Here is a 16081-nt window from a genome sequence, read left to right on the forward strand (position 1 = left end):
CGGAAGTTGCATTTTCCGCCTCGTCCACCGCTCCCATACTGACCCGGCATTCATCAGCGAACTCCCGCTTCCAGGCACCGTTCGCCAGGGTCCAATAACAATGAGCCAGACCATGAAAAAGCCAAACTCCCTGCTCGAAGACCTCAAACCCCTGTTGCCGGCCATCGCCGCCCGCGCCGACCAGGCCGAGCGCGAGCGCAGCGTGCCCGCCGAAAACATCGCCGCGCTCAAGGCCATCGGCCTGCACAAGGCATTCCTGCCCAGACATTACGGCGGCCTGGAAATCAGCCTGCCGCAGTTCGCCGAATGCATCGCCGCGCTGGCCGGCGCCTGTGCCAGCACCGCCTGGGCGATGAGCCTGCTGTGCACCCACAGCCACCAGCTGGCGATGTTCCCGGCACGCCTGCAGGACGAGATCTGGGGCCACGATCCGGACGCCACCGCCAGTAGCAGCATCGCCCCGTTCGGGCGTACCGAGGAAGTCGAGGGCGGCGTGCTGTTCAGTGGCGAGATGGGCTGGAGCAGCGGCTGCGACCACGCCGAGTGGGCGATCATGGGCTTTCGCCGGAGCAACCCTGAAGGCGGCCAGGACTACTGCTTCGCCGTGCTGCCGCGCAGCGACTACCAGATCCGCGACGACTGGTTTGCCGCCGGCATGCGCGCCAGTGGTAGCCGCACGCTGATCGTCGAGCGCGCCTTCGTGCCCGAACACCGCATCCAGAAGGCCCGGGACATGATGGAGGGCCAGTCGGCGGGCTTCGGGCTGTACCCGGACAGTGCGATCTACTTCAACCCGTACCGACCGTACTTCGCCAGCGGCTTCTCCACGGTCAGCCTGGGCATCGCCGAGCGCATGCTCGAGGTCTTCAGGGACAAGACCCGCAACCGCGTACGCGCCTATACCGGCGCCGCCGTCGGCGCGGCCACCCCGGCGCTGATGCGCCTGGCCGAGTCCACCCACCAGGTGGCCGCGGCGCGGGCGCTGCTGGAAAAAAGCTGGGAGCAGATCGCCGAGTACAGCACCCGCCGTCAGTACCCGACGCGCACGGAGCTGGCCTACTGGCGCACCAACCAGGGCTACGCGGTCAAGCTGTGCATCCAGGCCGTGGATCGGCTGATGGAGGCGGCCGGTGGTGGCGCCTGGTTTGAGGGTAACGAGCTGCAGCGGCTGTTCCGCGATGCGCACATGACCGGGGCGCATGCCTACACCGACTATGACGTCTGCGCGCATATCCTTGGCCGTGAGCTGATGGGGCTGGAGCCGGATCCGGCGATGACCTGAGCTTCAACCGATGAACATCGCTGGAGCACTGTGGGTGCGACCCAGCCCAACAACCATGATGGAGCCTTGCATGTCCATTCCCTTCGATAGCCGCGCCTTTCGCCGCGCCCTGGGCAACTTCGCCACCGGCGTAACCGTGATCACCGCCAGCGACCCCTCGGGGCGCAAGGTCGGGGTCACCGCCAACAGCTTCAATTCGGTTTCCCTCGAACCACCGCTGGTGCTCTGGAGCATCGACAAGCGCTCCAGCAGCCATGCGGTGTTCGAGGCTGCCGGGCACTTTGCCGTGAATGTGCTGGCAGCCGACCAGGTCGACCTGTCCAACACCTTCGCCCGCCCCAGCGAAGACCGCTTTGCCGGAATAGAGCACGAGACCGGCGAGGGCGGCGCGCCATTGTTGCGAGGTTGCTCGGCGCGTTTTCGCTGTGAAAAGTTCCAGCAGATCGATGGCGGTGACCACTGGATTCTCATTGGCCGGGTGCTAGCCTTCGACGACCTCGGGGGGCCGCCGCTGCTCTATCACCAAGGCGCCTATTCCAGGGTCCTGCCGCATGAGCTGATGGATCGCTGCGTGCAGGGGTAACTGCGTCGAGGTGTTCGACGCCAGTGTTGCAGTGCCTGTGAAATCGAGCGCTGCAAGGCTATCGCCTGGCACCTGGCAACACGGATCAAGGTTAGCGGCAGGCAGTGGCAAGACCTGCCTGGGTGGAGGCCGCAAAGTGACGGGGCAGACCCGGCGCACGACAGCACTTGCGGCGCGCCGGGTAAGCGGTCATCTTTCTCTCGTCCACCCAGGGCCCACCCATGACAACCAATAATAAGCTCACCGAGCACCTGAACCGCGGCAGCGTCGGCTTCCCCACCGCGCTGGCCAGCACCGTCGGCCTGATCATGGCCAGCCCGGTGATCCTCACCGCGACCATGGGCTTCGGCATCGGCGGCAGCGCCTTCGCCGTGGCCATGCTGATCGCCGCAGTGATGATGCTGGCGCAATCGATCACCTTCGCCGAGGCGGCGGCGATCCTGCCCACCACCGGCTCCGTCTACGACTACATCAACTGCGGCCTGGGCCGCTTCTTCGCCATCACCGGCACCCTGTCGGCGTACCTGATCGTGCATGTATTCGCCGGCACCGCCGAGACCATCCTTTCCGGGGTCATGGCCCTGGTGAACTTCGAACATCTCAACACCCTGGCCGAGTCGGCCGGCGGCTCCTGGCTGCTGGGGGTGGGTTTCGTGCTGGTGTTCGGCGTGCTCAACGCCTTTGGCGTGAGCGCCTTCGGTCGCGCCGAGGTGGTGCTGACCTTCGGCATGTGGACCACGCTGATGGTGTTCGGCGTGCTCGGCCTGATCGCCGCGCCCGCCGTCGAGCTGGAAGGGCCGTTCGGCGTGTCGCTGGTCGGCACCGACCTGATGACCATCCTGTCGCTGGTGGGCATGGCCATGTTCATGTTCGTCGGTTGCGAGTTCGTCACCCCCTTGGCCCCGGAATTGCGCCGTTCGGCCTGGGTGATGCCCAAGGCCATGGCGCTGGGGTTGTTCGGCGTGGCCAGTTGCATGTTCATCTATGGCGCGGCGATGAAGCGGCAGGTGGAAAACGTGGTGCTCGATGCCGCCAGCGGCGTGCACCTGCTGGACACCCCCATGGCCATCCCGCGTTTCGCCGAGCAGGTGATGGGCGATATCGGCCCGGTGTGGCTGGGCATCGGCTTCCTCTTCGCCGGCGCTGCCACCATCAACACGCTGATGGCCGGGGTGCCGCGGATTCTCTACGGCATGGCGGTGGATGGGGCATTGCCCAAGGTGTTCACCTACCTGCACCCGCGCTTCAAGACCCCGCTGCTGTGCATCCTGGTAGTGGCGCTGATCCCCTGCCTGCATGCCTGGTACCTGGGGGGCAACACCGACAACATTCTGCACCTGGTGTTGGCGGCGGTATGCGCCTGGAGCACCGCGTACCTGCTGGTGACCCTGTCGGTGGTGATCCTGCGCATCCGTCGCCCGGACCTGCCGCGGGCCTATCGCTCGCCGCTGTTCCCGCTGCCGCAGATCGTCTCCAGCATCGGCATCCTGCTGGGCATGTGGTTCATCACCCCGCCGGGCATGAACCCGGCCGATGTGTATGTGCCGTTCGCCGTGATGCTTGGCGCCACCGCCGTCTACGCGCTGTTCTGGACGTTGTGCGTGCAGAAGGTCAACCCGTTCCGGCCTGCCAGGGTCGAGGATGTGCTGGAGAAGGAATTCGCCGCTGAGCCCGGTCAACCTCATAGCGAGCAGGTGCGCCATGTCGGCAAGCTGGCTTGAGCGCCTGAGCGGGCCACGCGCTCCGGCAGGGTATCGGCCTGGGGCGACCCTGGCGCGTCTGGGGCGCAACCTCGGATTGGCGGATTTGCAATCCGCAGCATCCTTTACCTACCGCGAGGATGGTCCGCGTATCGAGGTGCGTGAGCGCACCGAAAGCCACCTGCTGATGCACCTGGTGATGTGCGAATTCATCCTGCGCGTGCCAGCCAGTGGCCAGGGCACGCTGCGCGCCGAACTGCACCACACCGGCATGCTGCGGCGCAGCGGGCTGGGCTGTCGCCTGCGCGGCGGTGATCCGCTATTGTTCAAAGCGCTCGAGGCGCGCCTGGTAGAGGTGCAGACCGTCCTGATGCCCTTGGACTTCAAGCGATTGGCCATCGACTGCAATGACGGCCAGTGGCGGGTGACCCTGGAGCACATGGGCGCCAGCGAGGTGGTCAACCGGATGCCGGCGCTGCGCCGTTACATTCCCCTCACAACCGAACAGCGCCACCATCTCTGGCTGGCGTTCGACGGGTTGGCGTACACCCTGCGCGACCTCTGAATCCTGTAGGAGCGGCTTTAGCCGCGATCACCCGCAAAGCGGGTGCCAGGCACCGCGACACCTGCATCGCGGCTGAAGCCGCTCCTGCAAGTGATGACAGTTGTATGCTCATAGATAACATGTTAACAATTACCCCATAACAACAACCGTTGCTGTGGAGGTCGCCATGCCCCAGCCCGCTTCAGTGCACAGCGCAAGCCCGGCCCAGGACAGCCTGGAGCGCTGGACGACGGCCATGCAGAAGGTCTGCGGCCAGTTCCGGACCGAGCTTGCCTTCAACCGCTCGCTGTTCATTGGCGAGATCACCACCTTCAACCGCGCCGGTCTGGCCCTGGCCAACCTGCGCACCAACGCTGGCAATATCCGCCGCCTGGGCGACAACCCCGACCGTGACGACGACCAGCATTGCTTCCTGGTCAGCCAGCGCATGGGCTACTCGCAAATCACCCAGGGCGGCGCGAGCATCCAGCTTTCGCCAGGCGAGCTGCTGTTGATGGATTCGGTGGGCCCGTGCGAGATCACTCCATTCGGCCTGATCGAGCATATTTCGCTGTCACTGTCCCGCGAGCAGGTGCGCAAGCATCTTGCGAAGCAGGGCGCGACCTTCGGCAAGATCTCTTCGACCAACGCCTGCGGGCGCATGCTGCACCTGCTGATGGACCAGCTGTGCCGTGAAGGCGACGAGGCCGGGGCAACCCAGGGCGAGGCGCTGCAGGCCGCGTTCATCGCCCTGCTGGAGCCGGGCTTCGAGCACGCTGATGACAACCCCGGCTCGCTGGCCGGGCTCGGCGGTGTCAGCCTGCGCGGCTATGTGCAGAAGGTCATCGACGAGTCGCTGGGCCAGCCTGGGTTGACCCCGGCGAACCTGGCGGAGCGCCTGAGCATTTCGGTGCGCCACCTGTACCGGTTGTTCGAAGAGGAGGGCGATAGCGTGTGTCGGTATATCCAGCGCTCGCGGCTCAAGCGCAGCGCCGATGATCTGTCCAACCCGTTCCTCAAGCGCGAGTCGATCACCTCGATCGCCTACAAGTGGGGCTTCACCGACTCGGCGCATTTCAGCCGGGCGTTCAAGAAGCAGTTCGAGCAGTCGCCTAAGGATTTCAGGGCCATGGCGTTGACGGCAGGGCGCTAAAAGTTTCGCCGGCAAGCCGGCTCCCACAGGTTATGCGTTCCCTGTGGAAGCCAGCTTGCCGGCGAAGCGGTCGTGAGGATGTAATCAGGCTAGCGCAAGGTAATGCTTCACAAAGGTCTCGCTCAGCACCTCCCACAGCACCGGCGTGCCCTTGGTCACGAACCAGGCATCACCCGCTTTGTAGCGCGTCACCTGCCCGGTGGATTCATCGGTCAGCTGAATCTCGCCGGTCACGATCACCGCCTGCTCGCTGAACGGATAGACCATGCGGAACTTGCCCTGGGTGGTGCCGAAATAGGCGCTGCTGACCGGGTCGGTCGGGGCGCCGTGTGTCATCTTGCCGTAGCACTTGACCTCGCCTTCGAGGATGGTCGAGCCAAGGTCGGCAACGGTGCCCCAGGCGTCGAGTTCGGACAGTTGCACACCCTGGCGGACGGCGGTGAGGGTCATGGTGGTTCTCCTGGTCTTGTTCAAAAGGAATCAACGGCGACCGTTGAAGAAGCCCGACAGCTGATGCACGGTCTTGCCTGCGGTCAGCAGCAGAGGGCGGATATGGTCCTTGCCGAGGATGCGCGCGTGCTTGACCGAACTGATCAGGTCGTAGCGGGCCGAGCCTTCGCTCATGCCCTCGGCGAGGATCTTGCAGATGATGTGGCTGGGGGTGACGCCGAAGCCCGAGTAGCCCTGCACGTAGAAGGCGTTGGGGCGGTTGCTGAGGGTGCCGATCTGCGGGAACAGGTTGGCGCTGGTGGCCATCGGCCCGCCCCAGGCCAGGTCGATGCGCACGTCCTTGAGGTAGGGGAAGATCTTCAGCATCAGGTTGCGGTTCCAGGCCTTGAGGTCCTTGGGGATGTGCTCCACGAACGGCGTGGCGGCACCGAACAGCAGGCGGTTCTCGCGGGTGACGCGGTAGTAGTCGATCACCGGGCGGATATCGCTGTAGGCGCCGCGGATCGGGCTGATGCGCTGGATGAGCTCGTCCGATAGTGGCTCGGTCATCAACTGGAAGGCATAGGTGTTGACGGTGCGCGCATGCAGTTCGGGTTCGAGCTTGTTGAGGAAGCTGTCGCAGGCCCACAGCAGCTTGCTGGCCTTGACCGAGCCGCGCCCGGTGCGCACGGTGATGCGCTCGCCGTAGTGCACCTCCAGCGCCGGGCTGTGCTCAAAGATCCGCGCACCGTGGCCGACCAGGGCCTGGGCCTCGCCAAGCAGCAGGTTCAGCGAATGCACGTGGCCTCCGCCCATGTGCAGCAGGGCGCTGCTGTAGGCGTCGGAGCCGATGATCTGCCTGACCTCCGAGCCGCCGAGGAAGCGGATCTCGTCCTTGCCGTTGATGGCTTTGAAGTCTTTCTCCCAAGCGCGCAGGGTCTTTTCCTGGCGGGCGTTGAAGCCCATGTAGCCGTAGCCGTGGCAGAAGTCGGCGTCGATCTGGTAGCGGGCGATGCGCGCCTTGATGATGCCGGCGCCCAGCTCGCTGATCTCGAAGATCTCGCGCAGGCCTTGATCGCCCACACTGCTCTTGATCTTCTCCAGGTCGTGGCCGATGCCGGCCATGATCTGCCCGCCATTGCGCCCGGTGCCGCCGAAGCCCAGGTAGCGGGCCTCGAGCACGACGACATTGGTGATGCCTTGCTCGGCCAGTTCCAGGGCGGTGTTGATGCCCGAGAAACCGCCGCCGATCACCACGACATCGGCTTCGATGTCGCTTTCCAGGGTGGGGAAGCTGAGGTTGTACTTCTTGGTGGCGGTGTAGTACGTCGGCGTTTCGATGTTGATCATGGCGCAGCCTGGACAGTTGGAATTATTGGACAGCACGGCTTGCACAAGCGCTGGCGGTTGCAGGTATTGAGCACCTAACGACAGGTAGGTGTCTTGCCTGGGACTGCCAGGGTTTTGCTTCAGGCTGCCAAGTTGTCCATCGCGTCCAACACCGTAGGCATACGGCGGCAGCATGACCTCCACGGGAGAAGTGGTGATCATGCGCCTCATGAATATGTTAAGTAAATCACCCTCTGTGGTTGCTTGCCTGTAGACGCCAAATGGCGCTTACTTGAAATCCCACTGCATCTGCGTGGCGATGCTCACACCGCTGGACGACTTGACGCAGACGTCCAGGTAGTCGGTGAAGCGTGGCGGCATGGCAATGCCTTCTTCCAGCAGGCGGCTGTTGTCGAACAGGTAGTTGAGGTCGGCGAAGCCGCTGTACAGGCGCAGTGCGCGCAGCACCAGCCGTGGGTTGGCCGGGCCGATGCGGGTTTCGAAATGGCTGGCGAGCGATTTGAGGTCGTCCGCCTCGACCTTGCGATAGCGCTCGCCCACCGGCTCCGCGCCATTGGCCAAGGCGAAGGCCTGGTCGATCTCGGCGAAAGTGCAGGCCGAATGATGGCCGGCGGAGATATGGTAGAGGTCATGACCCAGGAGTGGCTTGAGCGCCAGGCCGATCAGCGCCTCGGCGCAGTAGTCCACCGGGATCACGTCGATCTGCTCGTCCAGGCCGCAGGTGAAGCTTTCCAGGGCGAAGCCCATGCGGAACACCCAGAAGATGCTGCCCGAGGCCTGGCAGCCGAGGCTGCGGTGGCCGACCACGATGGATGGCCGCGCCACCACCAGCGGCAGGCTGGGCAGCTCTTCACGCATGCGCCGTTCGATCTCTGCCTTCGAGGCGGTGTAGTCCACCAGTTGCTGCGCGGCCTCGGGGAACTCCCACGATTCGCTGATCGGCGACTCGCGCTGCGGGCCGCAGCACATGGCGGTGCCGACGTGGAGGAAACGCTTGAGACGACTTGAGCGGCTCAGCACCTGGGCAAAGGCGTAGGTGCCCTCGACGTTTACCGGCCAGATATTGGGGTTCTTCGAGAACGAGGCCACGGCGGCGCAGTTGATCACCCGGTCGACCTGCATCAGGCGCGGGGTCTCGCGAGCCAGCCAGGCAGTGTCGAGGAAGTCGCCGCAGAGGATCTGCGCTTCGCTCAGGGCCTGGCTCTGGCTGTCGCCGACACCGTGCTGGCGCAGGTTGTCGCGCAGGCGTTGCAGGCCCTGCGCCGGGTTGTCGGCGCGAACGAGGAAGCACAGGGCCTCGGCATGCCCTTCGGCGATCATCTGTGCGGCGACGGCGCCACCGAGAAAACCTGTGGCACCGGTCAGCAGAATACGCTCCTGGGCTGGACACGGGAGGGTGGGCGTATGAATGGCGGGGGTGTTCATAGGTTTCCTCGGCAAGTAATTTGCCAGTGCTTCATTCTTTGGAATGGGTGTGAAAGTTACGTGAAAAGTTTGCTCGTGCGACTAATTCAAGTCCGGAGCTATTGGGTTTTTGATAAACATGGCGTGAGCCGATATCACCTCGGAAAGCGCGTCGCATGGGAATCATGGCCCTGCACCGCGCAGGCAGATAGCGGCGAAGAGCAGGGCGGCGAGTTATTGTCTGGCGGGGCGAGGGTTATTTCAATTAACTGTTGGCACGGTTATGCAGGTTTTTGGTGAAACAATTTTAATGGGCCATGAGCAGGTGTAAGCAGCTGTATCGAATGTGTAAATATATTTAAATTTGCATGCGGTTAATTGTTCGTATCACTTCAATTGTTCGGGCACTTCCCAGATCCCTCCATCACCGATGACATAGACCCGCTGACCCGTTCCCGGCTGCAGCGTCATCGCGCCGGTGAAGCTGCCGAACGACGGCAACAAGGTCAGGTGCTCGCCGACCAGGAAACAAGGCAGGCGCACCTGTTGGCGGCCACGGCCGCGCAGGCGGTACGCCGGATGCACATGGCCCGCCAGTACATGCCGCTGCGGGTGCGTGCAGGGCTCGTGGTGCAGGGCGAACGGGCCGAGCGCCAGCGGCTCGGCCACCACCTCGATGCCCAGCCCGGCCGGCGGATCACCGGCATGCCGGTCATGGTTGCCACGCACCAAAGTGATGGGCAGCGCCGCATGGCGGGTGCGCCACTCGGCAAGGGCCGCCAGGGTTTGCGGGGTCCTGCCTTTGGCGCTGTGCAGGAAGTCGCCGAGAAATACCAGGTGCTGGCAGGCAAAGCGCTGCAGCAGGGCATCCAGGCGCTGCAGGTTGCAGGCGGTGGTGCCACTGGGCACCGGCTGGCCCAGTGCCCGGTAGCCGGCGGCCTTGCCCAGATGCAGGTCGGCGATCAGCAGGGTCCGCCGCTCTGACCACCATAGGGCTTTTTCCGCCAGCAGGCAGAGTTCGGTGCCGGCCACCTTTACGCTGATGTGCGAAGGAGGGGGGCTGGCCATGGCCTCAGGACCGCTGCCTGGCCGGGCGTGGCCGGCCGTCCTTGCTGCGCCTGGCCTTGCGCGCGCGGCCAGGTTCACGCGTGTCATCCTCGACCATCAGCGTGGTCAGCGGCGCAGGCTCCTGGGCCCCGGCACCTGCGGCCTGCTCCAGGTCGCTGACCATGCGCCGGATCCGGTCGGCGAGTTTTTCCGAGCTGAGGCTCTCGCGAAAGCGCTCGACCATCAGCGGAAAGGCGAACGGTGTGGCGCGCCTGATGCTCCGCAGTTGCAGCGGCAGAGGCTGCAAGCGCTGCAGGGTCTGGCGCAGGCGTTGCACATCCAGTTCCTGGCTCAGCACCTCCTGGCGGGCCTGGGTCAGCAGCAGGTTGTCCGGGTCGTGCTGCCTGAACACATCGAAGTACAGCCCGCTGGAAGCCTGCAACTGGCGCGTGCTCTTCGGCGCACCGGGGTAGCCGGTGAACACCAGCCCGGCGATCCGGGCGATCTCGCGAAAGCGCCGGCGCGCCAACTCGCCGGCATTGAGGCTGGCCAGTACCTCGGGCAGCAGGTCTTGGCTGTCGAACAGCGCCGGGGTCAGGGCACCGGCGTAGTCGATGGCGCTGGCGCACAGCAGTTCCAGGCCGTAGTCGTTGACCGCGATGGAGAAACTCAGCGGCGTATCCCGGGCCAGGCGCCAGGCCAGCAAGCTGGCCAGGCCCAAGTGCACCGAGCGCCCGGCGAATGGATAGAGAAACAGGTGCCAGCCCTCGCGGGACTTCAGGGTCTCGGCCAGTAGGACGTTTTTGCCGGGCAGCGCCGACCAGGCTTTCTGCACCTCCAGCAACGGGCGCAGCAGGCGCATTTCCGGGCCTTGGTACATCCCTTGGTCCGCCGCGTCCAGCTCGGCCAGCATCGCTTCGGCCAGTTCGCCCGAGAGCGGCATGCGCCCGCCGTTCCAGCGCGGGATCGCGGCCTTGCGGTCGCTGGCGCGGCGCACGTAGACGGTCATGTCGCGCACTTCCACCAGCTCAAGCGTGCGGCCAGCGAACAGGAAGTGGTCGCCCGGGCGCAGGCGGGCGATGAAGCCTTCCTCGACGCTGCCCAGCGATCCGCTGCCGCCGCGGGCCCAGAACTTCACGGTCAGGCTGGCATCGCTGACCAGGGTGCCGATGCTCATGCGGTGACGGCGTGCCAGGCGTGCGTCGGGCACCCGCCAGCGGCCTTCGGCGTCCGGCTCGGCGCGGCGGAAATCGGGGTAGGCCGTGAGCGAGAGACCGCCGTGGCGGATGAACGCCAGAGCCCATGCCCATTGCGTCTCGCTCAGGTCGCGGTACGACCAGGCGCTGCGCACTTCGGCGAGCATGTCCTGGGCATCAAAGCCATCGCCGAGGGCCATGCTCACCAGGTGCTGGACCAGCACATCCAGTGGCCGCTCGGGGGCCTGGCGCGCCTCGACCTTGCCTTGCGCCACCGCCCTGCGTGCCGCCGCCGCCTCCAGCAGCTCAAGGCTGTGGGTCGGTACCAGCGTGGCGCGCGAGGGCCGGCCCGGGGCGTGGCCGGAGCGCCCGGCGCGCTGCATCAGGCGCGCCACCCCCTTGGCCGAACCGACCTGCAGTACACGCTCCACGGGCAGGAAGTCCACGCCAAGGTCCAGGCTTGAAGTGCACACCACTGCCTTCAGCTGGCCTTTCTTCAAGGCCAGCTCCACCCAGTCGCGCACCTCGCGTGACAGCGAGCCATGGTGCAGTGCCAGCAGCCCGGCCCAGTCGGGGCGCGCCTGCAACAATGCCTGGTACCAGGTTTCCGCCTGCGAGCGGGTATTGGTGAATACCAGCGTGGTGGCACTGCCCTCTAGCTGTTCGACGACCTGACCGAGCATGCGCAGCCCAAGGTGCCCGGCCCAGGGGAAGCGTTCGATGGCGGCCGGCAGCAAGGTGTCGATGCGCAGGTCCTTGGCGTCATGCCCCTGCACCAGGCGGCCTGCCGGCATCAGTACTTGCCGGGCATGTTCCAGGTTGCCCAGCGTGGCCGAAAGCGCCCAGACCATAAGCGACGGCTGCCAAGAGCGCAGGCGGGCGAGGGCCAGTTGCAACTGCACGCCCCGTTTGTTGCCGAGCAACTCGTGCCATTCGTCCACCACCAGCATGCGCAGGCCGGCGAACGCCTCGCGCGCATTGGCCTGGGTCAGCAGCAGGGTCAGGCTTTCCGGTGTGGTGACCAGGGCGCTGGGCAGGCGCCGTGCCTGTCGGGCGCGTTCGGCGCTGCCGGTGTCACCAGTGCGCAGGCCGATGCTCCAGGCGATCCCCAGGTCATCCAGGGGGGCCTGCAGCGCCCTGGCCGTATCGGTGGCCAGGGCACGCATGGGGGTGATCCACAGCACGGTCAGCGGCGCCATTGCAGGCTTGCCGCGACCTGCTGACGTGGGCAGGGAGGCACACTGCCCGGCAAAACGATCCAGCGCGGCGAACCACACGGCATAGGTCTTGCCGGCGCCGGTGGCGGCGTGCAGCAGCCCCGATTCGCCGTCGGCCACGGCTTGCCAGACGGCCTTCTGGAAGCTGAACGGCTTCCAGCCGCGCTCGGCGAACCAGCGGCTGGAGGGCTGGCGGCGCTTGACCATCAAAGCAGCCCCTGCAAGGTGGCCAGCGTGTCGGCCTGCTCGATGGTCTTGTCGGTGCGCCAGCGCAGCATGCGTGGGAAACGCACCGCGATGCCGCTCTTGTGGCGCTTGGACAGGGCGATGCCTTCGAAGCCCAGTTCGAACACCAGGGTCGGCGTGACGCTGCGTACCGGGCCGAACTTGTCCACCGTGGTCCTGCGCACGATGGCGTCGACCTTGCGCATCTCTTCGTCGGTGAGGCCGGAGTAGGCCTTGGCGAAGGGCACCAGCACCCGCTCGCCGGGGGCACTATCGTCCCATACCGCGAAGGTGTAGTCGCTGTACAGGCTGGCACGCCGGCCATGGCCGCGCTGGGCATAGATCAGCACCGCATCGATGCTGAACGGGTCGATCTTCCATTTCCACCACAGCCCCAGGTCACGGGTACGGCCCACGCCGTACAGCGAGTCACGGCGCTTGAGCATCATGCCCTCGACACCCAGCTGGCGCGAGGCCTCGCGCTGGCGGGCGAGCGCCTGCCAGTCGTCGCCGGTCACGCGCGGCGACAGGCGCAGGCGAGCATCGCCTATGCTACCGACCAGCGCCTCGAGCTGTGCCCGACGCTGGTCCTGGCTGCGGCTGCGCCAGTCTTCGCCTTGCCACTCCAGCAGGTCGTAGGCCAGCAGCGCCGCCGGCAACTCGTCCAGCAGCTTCTTGCCCAAGGTCTTGCGGCCGATGCGTTGCTGCAGCAGGGCGAACGGCTGGACGCCAAATGCCTGTTCGTCGCTGTCGGGTGGCGCCTTCCAGATCACCAGCTCGCCATCGAGCACGGTGCCGTCGGGCAGCGCGGCGGCGAGTTGCGCAAGCTCGGGAAAGCGCTCGGTGATCAGCTCCTCCCCCCGCGACCACAGCCAGGCACGCCCATCGCGTTTCACCAGCTGGGCGCGGATGCCGTCCCACTTCCATTCCACCAGCCACTGCTGGGGCGGGCCGAGCACCGCGTCGAAGCGCTCGAGCGGCTCCTGCAGCGGGTGCGCCAGGAAGAACGGGTAGGGCTGGCCGCCGCGCTGGGCATGTTCCTCGGCCGACTCCTGGGCGATCAACGCCAGGTAGCGCTGGGGCGTCGGCTGGTGCGCAAGGTCGGTGTAGCCGACCATGCGCTGCGCCACGCGCTTGGCGTCGACCCCGGCCAACGCGGCCAGGGCGCGGGTCACCAGCAGCTTCGAGACGCCGACGCGAAAACCACCGGTGAGCAGCTTGAGGCTGACCATCAGGCTTTGCCGGTCGAGCCGCGTCCACAGCGCCTGCAAACGCGGCGCCAGTTCCTCGGGGGGCAGGCCGCGCAACGGCAGCAGTTGCTCCAGCCACCACTGCAAACTTTCATCCGCGACCTGGGTCGACTCTGGCAGCAACAGCGAAAGGGTTTCGGCGAAATCGCCGACGGCCTGGTAGCTCTCCTCGAACAACCACTCGGGCAGGCCGCACAGGCGGATCGCGAGGTCGCGCAGCACACGGGTCGGCACTACTTGGCGAGGGCGCCCGCCAGCGAGGAAGTACACCGCCCAGGCGGCATCGGCTGGTGGTGCGTCGGCCAGGTAGTCCTGCAGCGCGGCAAGCTTGGCATTGCTCGAGGTGGTGGCATCGAGCCGGGCGTAGAGTTCGGCGAAGGCTCTCATCGGTTGGTCGGCTCCAGGCTGTCGTCTTCCTCGCCGTACTCGGTCTGGAAGGCTCGGGCATCCAGGCCGCGTTCGGTCAGGTAGCGAACCAGCACGTTGACCTGGCCGTGAGTGACCATCACCCGCTCGGCGCCGCTCTGCTCGATGGCCCAGAGCAGGCCGGGCCAGTCGGCGTGGTCGGAGAGCACGAAGCCGCGATCGACGCCGCGCCGACGCCGCGCCCCACGCAGCAGCATCCAGCCGCTGGCGAAGGCGTCACTGTAGTCGCCGAAGCGGCGCATCCAGGTGCTGCCCCCCGCCGAGGGCGGGGCGAGGACCAGCGCCTGGCGCAGCAATGGGTCGCCCTTGCTGGTCGCCGTGGCGGGCAGGGTTTCCGGCAGGCGCACACCGGCGGCACGGTAGACCTGGTTCAGCGGCTCCACCGCGCCGTGCACCAGCACCGGGCCGATGCTGGCATCTATGCCATGGAGAATCCGCTGGGCCTTGCCGAAGGCATAGGCGAACAGCACGCTTGGACGCCCGGCGGCGGCATTGGCGCGCCACCAGGCGTCGATGTCGGCGAAAATGCAGGCCTGGTCTTGCCAACGGTAGATCGGCAGGCCGAAGGTCGATTCGCTGATGAAGGTGTGGCAGCGCACCGGTTCGAAGGCTTCGCAGGTGCCGTCCGGCCCGACCTTGTAGTCGCCGGAGGCGACCCACACCTCGCCGCGGTATGCCAGGCGTACCTGGGCCGAGCCGAGCACATGGCCGGCGGGGTGAAAGCTCAGGGTTACGCCGTGGTGCTCCAGCGGCGTGCCGTAGGGCAGGGTCTGCAGGTCGATGTCCTCGCCCAGGCGGGCGCGCAGTATCCCGGCGCCGGGCGTCGCGGCGAGGTAGTGGCGATTGCCGCGCCGGGCATGGTCGCCGTGGGCGTGGGTGATCACCGCCCGGTCGACCGGCCGCCAGGGGTCGATGTAGAAATCACCGGGTGGGCAATAAAGCCCTTCGGGGCGCGCGACGATCAGCTCCATGGCTCACCTTGGCCGAGGGGGTTAACAGCTCAGAGCCTGGCAAGGCGTGGCAGGTTCATTGTTCGTTGCAGTCACTTTGCCGCTTCGTAACCGTTCATCGTCGCCGTCGAACACCGCGTCAAAGCGTGGCTCCACTGGAGGCAATGCTGAATTCATAACCGACGAGGCCCGCCATGAATGCAATCGAATTGCTGGTACAAGACCACAAGACCGTGAAAAAGCTGCTCGACGAGCTGTCGGCCACCACCGAGCGCGCGGTGAAGACGCGTGGTGAGCTGCTTGCGCGCATCGAGCAGGAGTTGAAGGTCCATACCGAGCTCGAGGAGCGCATCCTCTACCCGGCCATCAAGCAGGCCGGTGGCCGGGAGGAGGAGAAAATGTACCACGAGGCCAAGGAGGAACACCGCACGGTGGACGCGTTGGTCCTGCCCGACCTGCTCGGCACTGCAACCGACACGGTCGAGTTCGCCGGACGGGTCAAGGTGATGAAGGAGTTGCTCGAGCACCATATCGAGGAAGAAGAGAGCGAGCTGTTCCCGACCGCAAGAAAACTGCTCGGCAAACAGGCGCTGGATGAGATGGGGCAGGCCATGCAGGCGCACAAGAAACTGCTCGGAGCCGGGCATTCCGCAGCCTGACTCGTGTGCCGGGCGAGGTCATTGCAGAAGGTCCTCAAGCGCGCTCGCCGCGCAGCCAGCGTTGGTGGTAATGCGCCAGTCGCGCCAGGCCATGCAGCGCGCCTTGGCGCATCACGTCGGGGCGCTCGCCAAAGAAGCGTTGGGTGCAGGTGAACACGGCCATCGGTTCGCCGGCAAAGGCCCAGGCAAAACACAGGGTGCCTGGGGATATACCGGATTCGGGGGAGGGGCCGGCAACCCCGGTGGTGGCGATGGCGACACTGGCCTGGCTGTCGCGCAGTGCGCCGCGGGCCATTTCCCAGGCCACCGCCTCGCTGGTCAAGCCGAATCGTTCGATGGTCTGCGGGTCGACCCCGAGCAGCCGCTGCTTGGCGTGCGCAGAGTAGACCACGTAGCCGCTCTCCAGTACCTCCCCGGTGCCGGGCACCCCGGCCAGTAACGCCACCATGGCGCCTGCGGTGCAGGATTCGGCGGTGGTCAGTAGAAGGTGATTCTGCTTGAGATAGGCGAGGGCGGCGTGCACCGGGTCTTGTCGCATCGGCATGACTCACTGAGCTGTTGAGTGATGGACGCCTACGCCTGCGGTTTGGTTCAGCGCCACTGCGCGGCGCCCGTCCATCTACGGCGCGGGATCCGCGCTGAACTTTGTCGGCGCCCGGGAATTCC

The 16081-nt window shown here is 66.0% G+C and carries 13 protein-coding genes and 1 pseudogene; 6 read left to right on the forward strand and 8 right to left on the reverse strand.

The window, feature by feature from the left end; all coding sequences use genetic code 11:
* The first annotated feature begins 112 nt into the window (after positions 1–112).
* The 5 genes and pseudogenes from OH705_RS18420 (at position 113) to feaR (ending at position 5262) form a co-directional block, all read left to right on the forward strand.
* On the forward strand, positions 113–1282 hold the full coding sequence (locus OH705_RS18420; protein ID WP_267302713.1) for a p-hydroxyphenylacetate 3-hydroxylase oxygenase component: 1170 nt from the start codon (positions 113–115) through the stop codon (positions 1280–1282).
* 70 nt (positions 1283–1352) lie between these two features.
* Positions 1353–1862 (forward strand): annotated as a pseudogene (locus tag OH705_RS18425) (flavin reductase family protein); the annotation flags it as partial.
* 224 nt (positions 1863–2086) lie between these two features.
* Positions 2087–3586, forward strand: a complete 1500-nt coding sequence (locus tag OH705_RS18430; protein ID WP_267302714.1) for an APC family permease — start codon at positions 2087–2089, stop codon at positions 3584–3586.
* Entirely contained in the window at positions 3567–4130 is a 564-nt protein-coding gene (locus tag OH705_RS18435) for a DUF3156 family protein (protein WP_094012154.1), read from the forward strand. The genes OH705_RS18430 and OH705_RS18435 overlap by 20 nt, the downstream gene beginning before the upstream one ends.
* A gap of 166 nt (positions 4131–4296) precedes the next feature.
* A complete protein-coding gene (feaR, locus tag OH705_RS18440) occupies positions 4297–5262 on the forward strand; it encodes a transcriptional regulator FeaR (RefSeq protein ID WP_267302715.1) in 966 nt (321 codons plus the stop codon).
* Positions 5263–5346: 84 nt separating this feature from the next.
* On the opposite strand, the gene OH705_RS18445 is transcribed toward feaR, so the two are convergent.
* The 7 genes from OH705_RS18445 to OH705_RS18475 form a co-directional block, all read right to left on the reverse strand.
* The gene (locus OH705_RS18445; protein ID WP_023631207.1) at positions 5347–5712 is read right to left on the reverse strand and encodes a cupin domain-containing protein; all 366 of its coding nucleotides are present in this window, start codon (positions 5710–5712) and stop codon (positions 5347–5349) included.
* Between the two features lie 30 nt (positions 5713–5742).
* Entirely contained in the window at positions 5743–7041 is a 1299-nt protein-coding gene (locus OH705_RS18450; RefSeq protein WP_046855715.1) for an NAD(P)/FAD-dependent oxidoreductase, read from the reverse strand.
* 267 nt (positions 7042–7308) lie between these two features.
* Positions 7309–8466 carry a cationic peptide resistance protein CprA gene (gene cprA / locus OH705_RS18455; protein WP_094012156.1) on the reverse strand — a complete coding sequence of 386 codons (1158 nt, stop codon included), beginning with the start codon at positions 8464–8466 and terminating at the stop codon, positions 7309–7311.
* Positions 8467–8832: 366 nt separating this feature from the next.
* Entirely contained in the window at positions 8833–9513 is a 681-nt protein-coding gene (gene pdeM / locus OH705_RS18460; protein WP_104443915.1) for a ligase-associated DNA damage response endonuclease PdeM, read from the reverse strand.
* Between the two features lie 4 nt (positions 9514–9517).
* Positions 9518–12112 (reverse strand): ligase-associated DNA damage response DEXH box helicase, encoded by a 2595-nt coding sequence (locus OH705_RS18465; protein WP_267302716.1) that lies wholly within the window; start codon positions 12110–12112, stop codon positions 9518–9520.
* Positions 12112–13767 (reverse strand): ATP-dependent DNA ligase, encoded by a 1656-nt coding sequence (locus OH705_RS18470; protein ID WP_094012159.1) that lies wholly within the window; start codon positions 13765–13767, stop codon positions 12112–12114. The genes OH705_RS18465 and OH705_RS18470 overlap by 1 nt, the downstream gene beginning before the upstream one ends.
* A complete protein-coding gene (locus OH705_RS18475) occupies positions 13764–14777 on the reverse strand; it encodes a ligase-associated DNA damage response exonuclease (RefSeq protein ID WP_267302717.1) in 1014 nt (337 codons plus the stop codon). Before OH705_RS18475 ends, OH705_RS18470 begins: the two co-directional genes overlap by 4 nt.
* A gap of 173 nt (positions 14778–14950) precedes the next feature.
* On the opposite strand from OH705_RS18475, the gene OH705_RS18480 reads away from it, so the two are divergent.
* A complete protein-coding gene (locus tag OH705_RS18480) occupies positions 14951–15415 on the forward strand; it encodes a hemerythrin domain-containing protein (RefSeq protein WP_104443913.1) in 465 nt (154 codons plus the stop codon).
* A 34-nt stretch (positions 15416–15449) separates the two neighbouring features.
* Here the strand turns inward: OH705_RS18480 and OH705_RS18485 are convergent, their stop codons facing one another.
* Positions 15450–15953 (reverse strand): CinA family protein, encoded by a 504-nt coding sequence (locus tag OH705_RS18485; RefSeq protein ID WP_104443912.1) that lies wholly within the window; start codon positions 15951–15953, stop codon positions 15450–15452.
* Between the last annotated feature and the right edge of the window lie 128 nt (positions 15954–16081).

Source organism: Pseudomonas sp. BJa3, from assembly GCF_026343815.1.
Classification (GTDB): domain Bacteria; phylum Pseudomonadota; class Gammaproteobacteria; order Pseudomonadales; family Pseudomonadaceae; genus Aquipseudomonas; species Aquipseudomonas soli.

Bases quoted from the DNA above. Each gene is read 5' to 3' on its own strand.
- OH705_RS18480 (WP_104443913.1), top strand. From the start codon at position 14,951: ATGAATGCAATCGAATTGCTGGTACAAGACCACAAGACCGTGAAAAAG.
- cprA (WP_094012156.1), bottom strand. From the start codon at position 8,466: ATGAACACCCCCGCCATTCATACGCCCACCCTCCCGTGTCCAGCCCAG.
- OH705_RS18475 (WP_267302717.1), bottom strand. From the start codon at position 14,777: ATGGAGCTGATCGTCGCGCGCCCCGAAGGGCTTTATTGCCCACCCGGT.
- pdeM (WP_104443915.1), bottom strand. From the start codon at position 9,513: ATGGCCAGCCCCCCTCCTTCGCACATCAGCGTAAAGGTGGCCGGCACC.
- OH705_RS18430 (WP_267302714.1), top strand. From the start codon at position 2,087: ATGACAACCAATAATAAGCTCACCGAGCACCTGAACCGCGGCAGCGTC.
- OH705_RS18420 (WP_267302713.1), top strand. From the start codon at position 113: ATGAAAAAGCCAAACTCCCTGCTCGAAGACCTCAAACCCCTGTTGCCG.
- OH705_RS18445 (WP_023631207.1), bottom strand. From the start codon at position 5,712: ATGACCCTCACCGCCGTCCGCCAGGGTGTGCAACTGTCCGAACTCGAC.
- OH705_RS18465 (WP_267302716.1), bottom strand. From the start codon at position 12,112: ATGGTCAAGCGCCGCCAGCCCTCCAGCCGCTGGTTCGCCGAGCGCGGC.
- feaR (WP_267302715.1), top strand. From the start codon at position 4,297: ATGCCCCAGCCCGCTTCAGTGCACAGCGCAAGCCCGGCCCAGGACAGC.
- OH705_RS18470 (WP_094012159.1), bottom strand. From the start codon at position 13,767: ATGAGAGCCTTCGCCGAACTCTACGCCCGGCTCGATGCCACCACCTCG.
- OH705_RS18450 (WP_046855715.1), bottom strand. From the start codon at position 7,041: ATGATCAACATCGAAACGCCGACGTACTACACCGCCACCAAGAAGTAC.
- OH705_RS18435 (WP_094012154.1), top strand. From the start codon at position 3,567: ATGTCGGCAAGCTGGCTTGAGCGCCTGAGCGGGCCACGCGCTCCGGCA.
- OH705_RS18485 (WP_104443912.1), bottom strand. From the start codon at position 15,953: ATGCGACAAGACCCGGTGCACGCCGCCCTCGCCTATCTCAAGCAGAAT.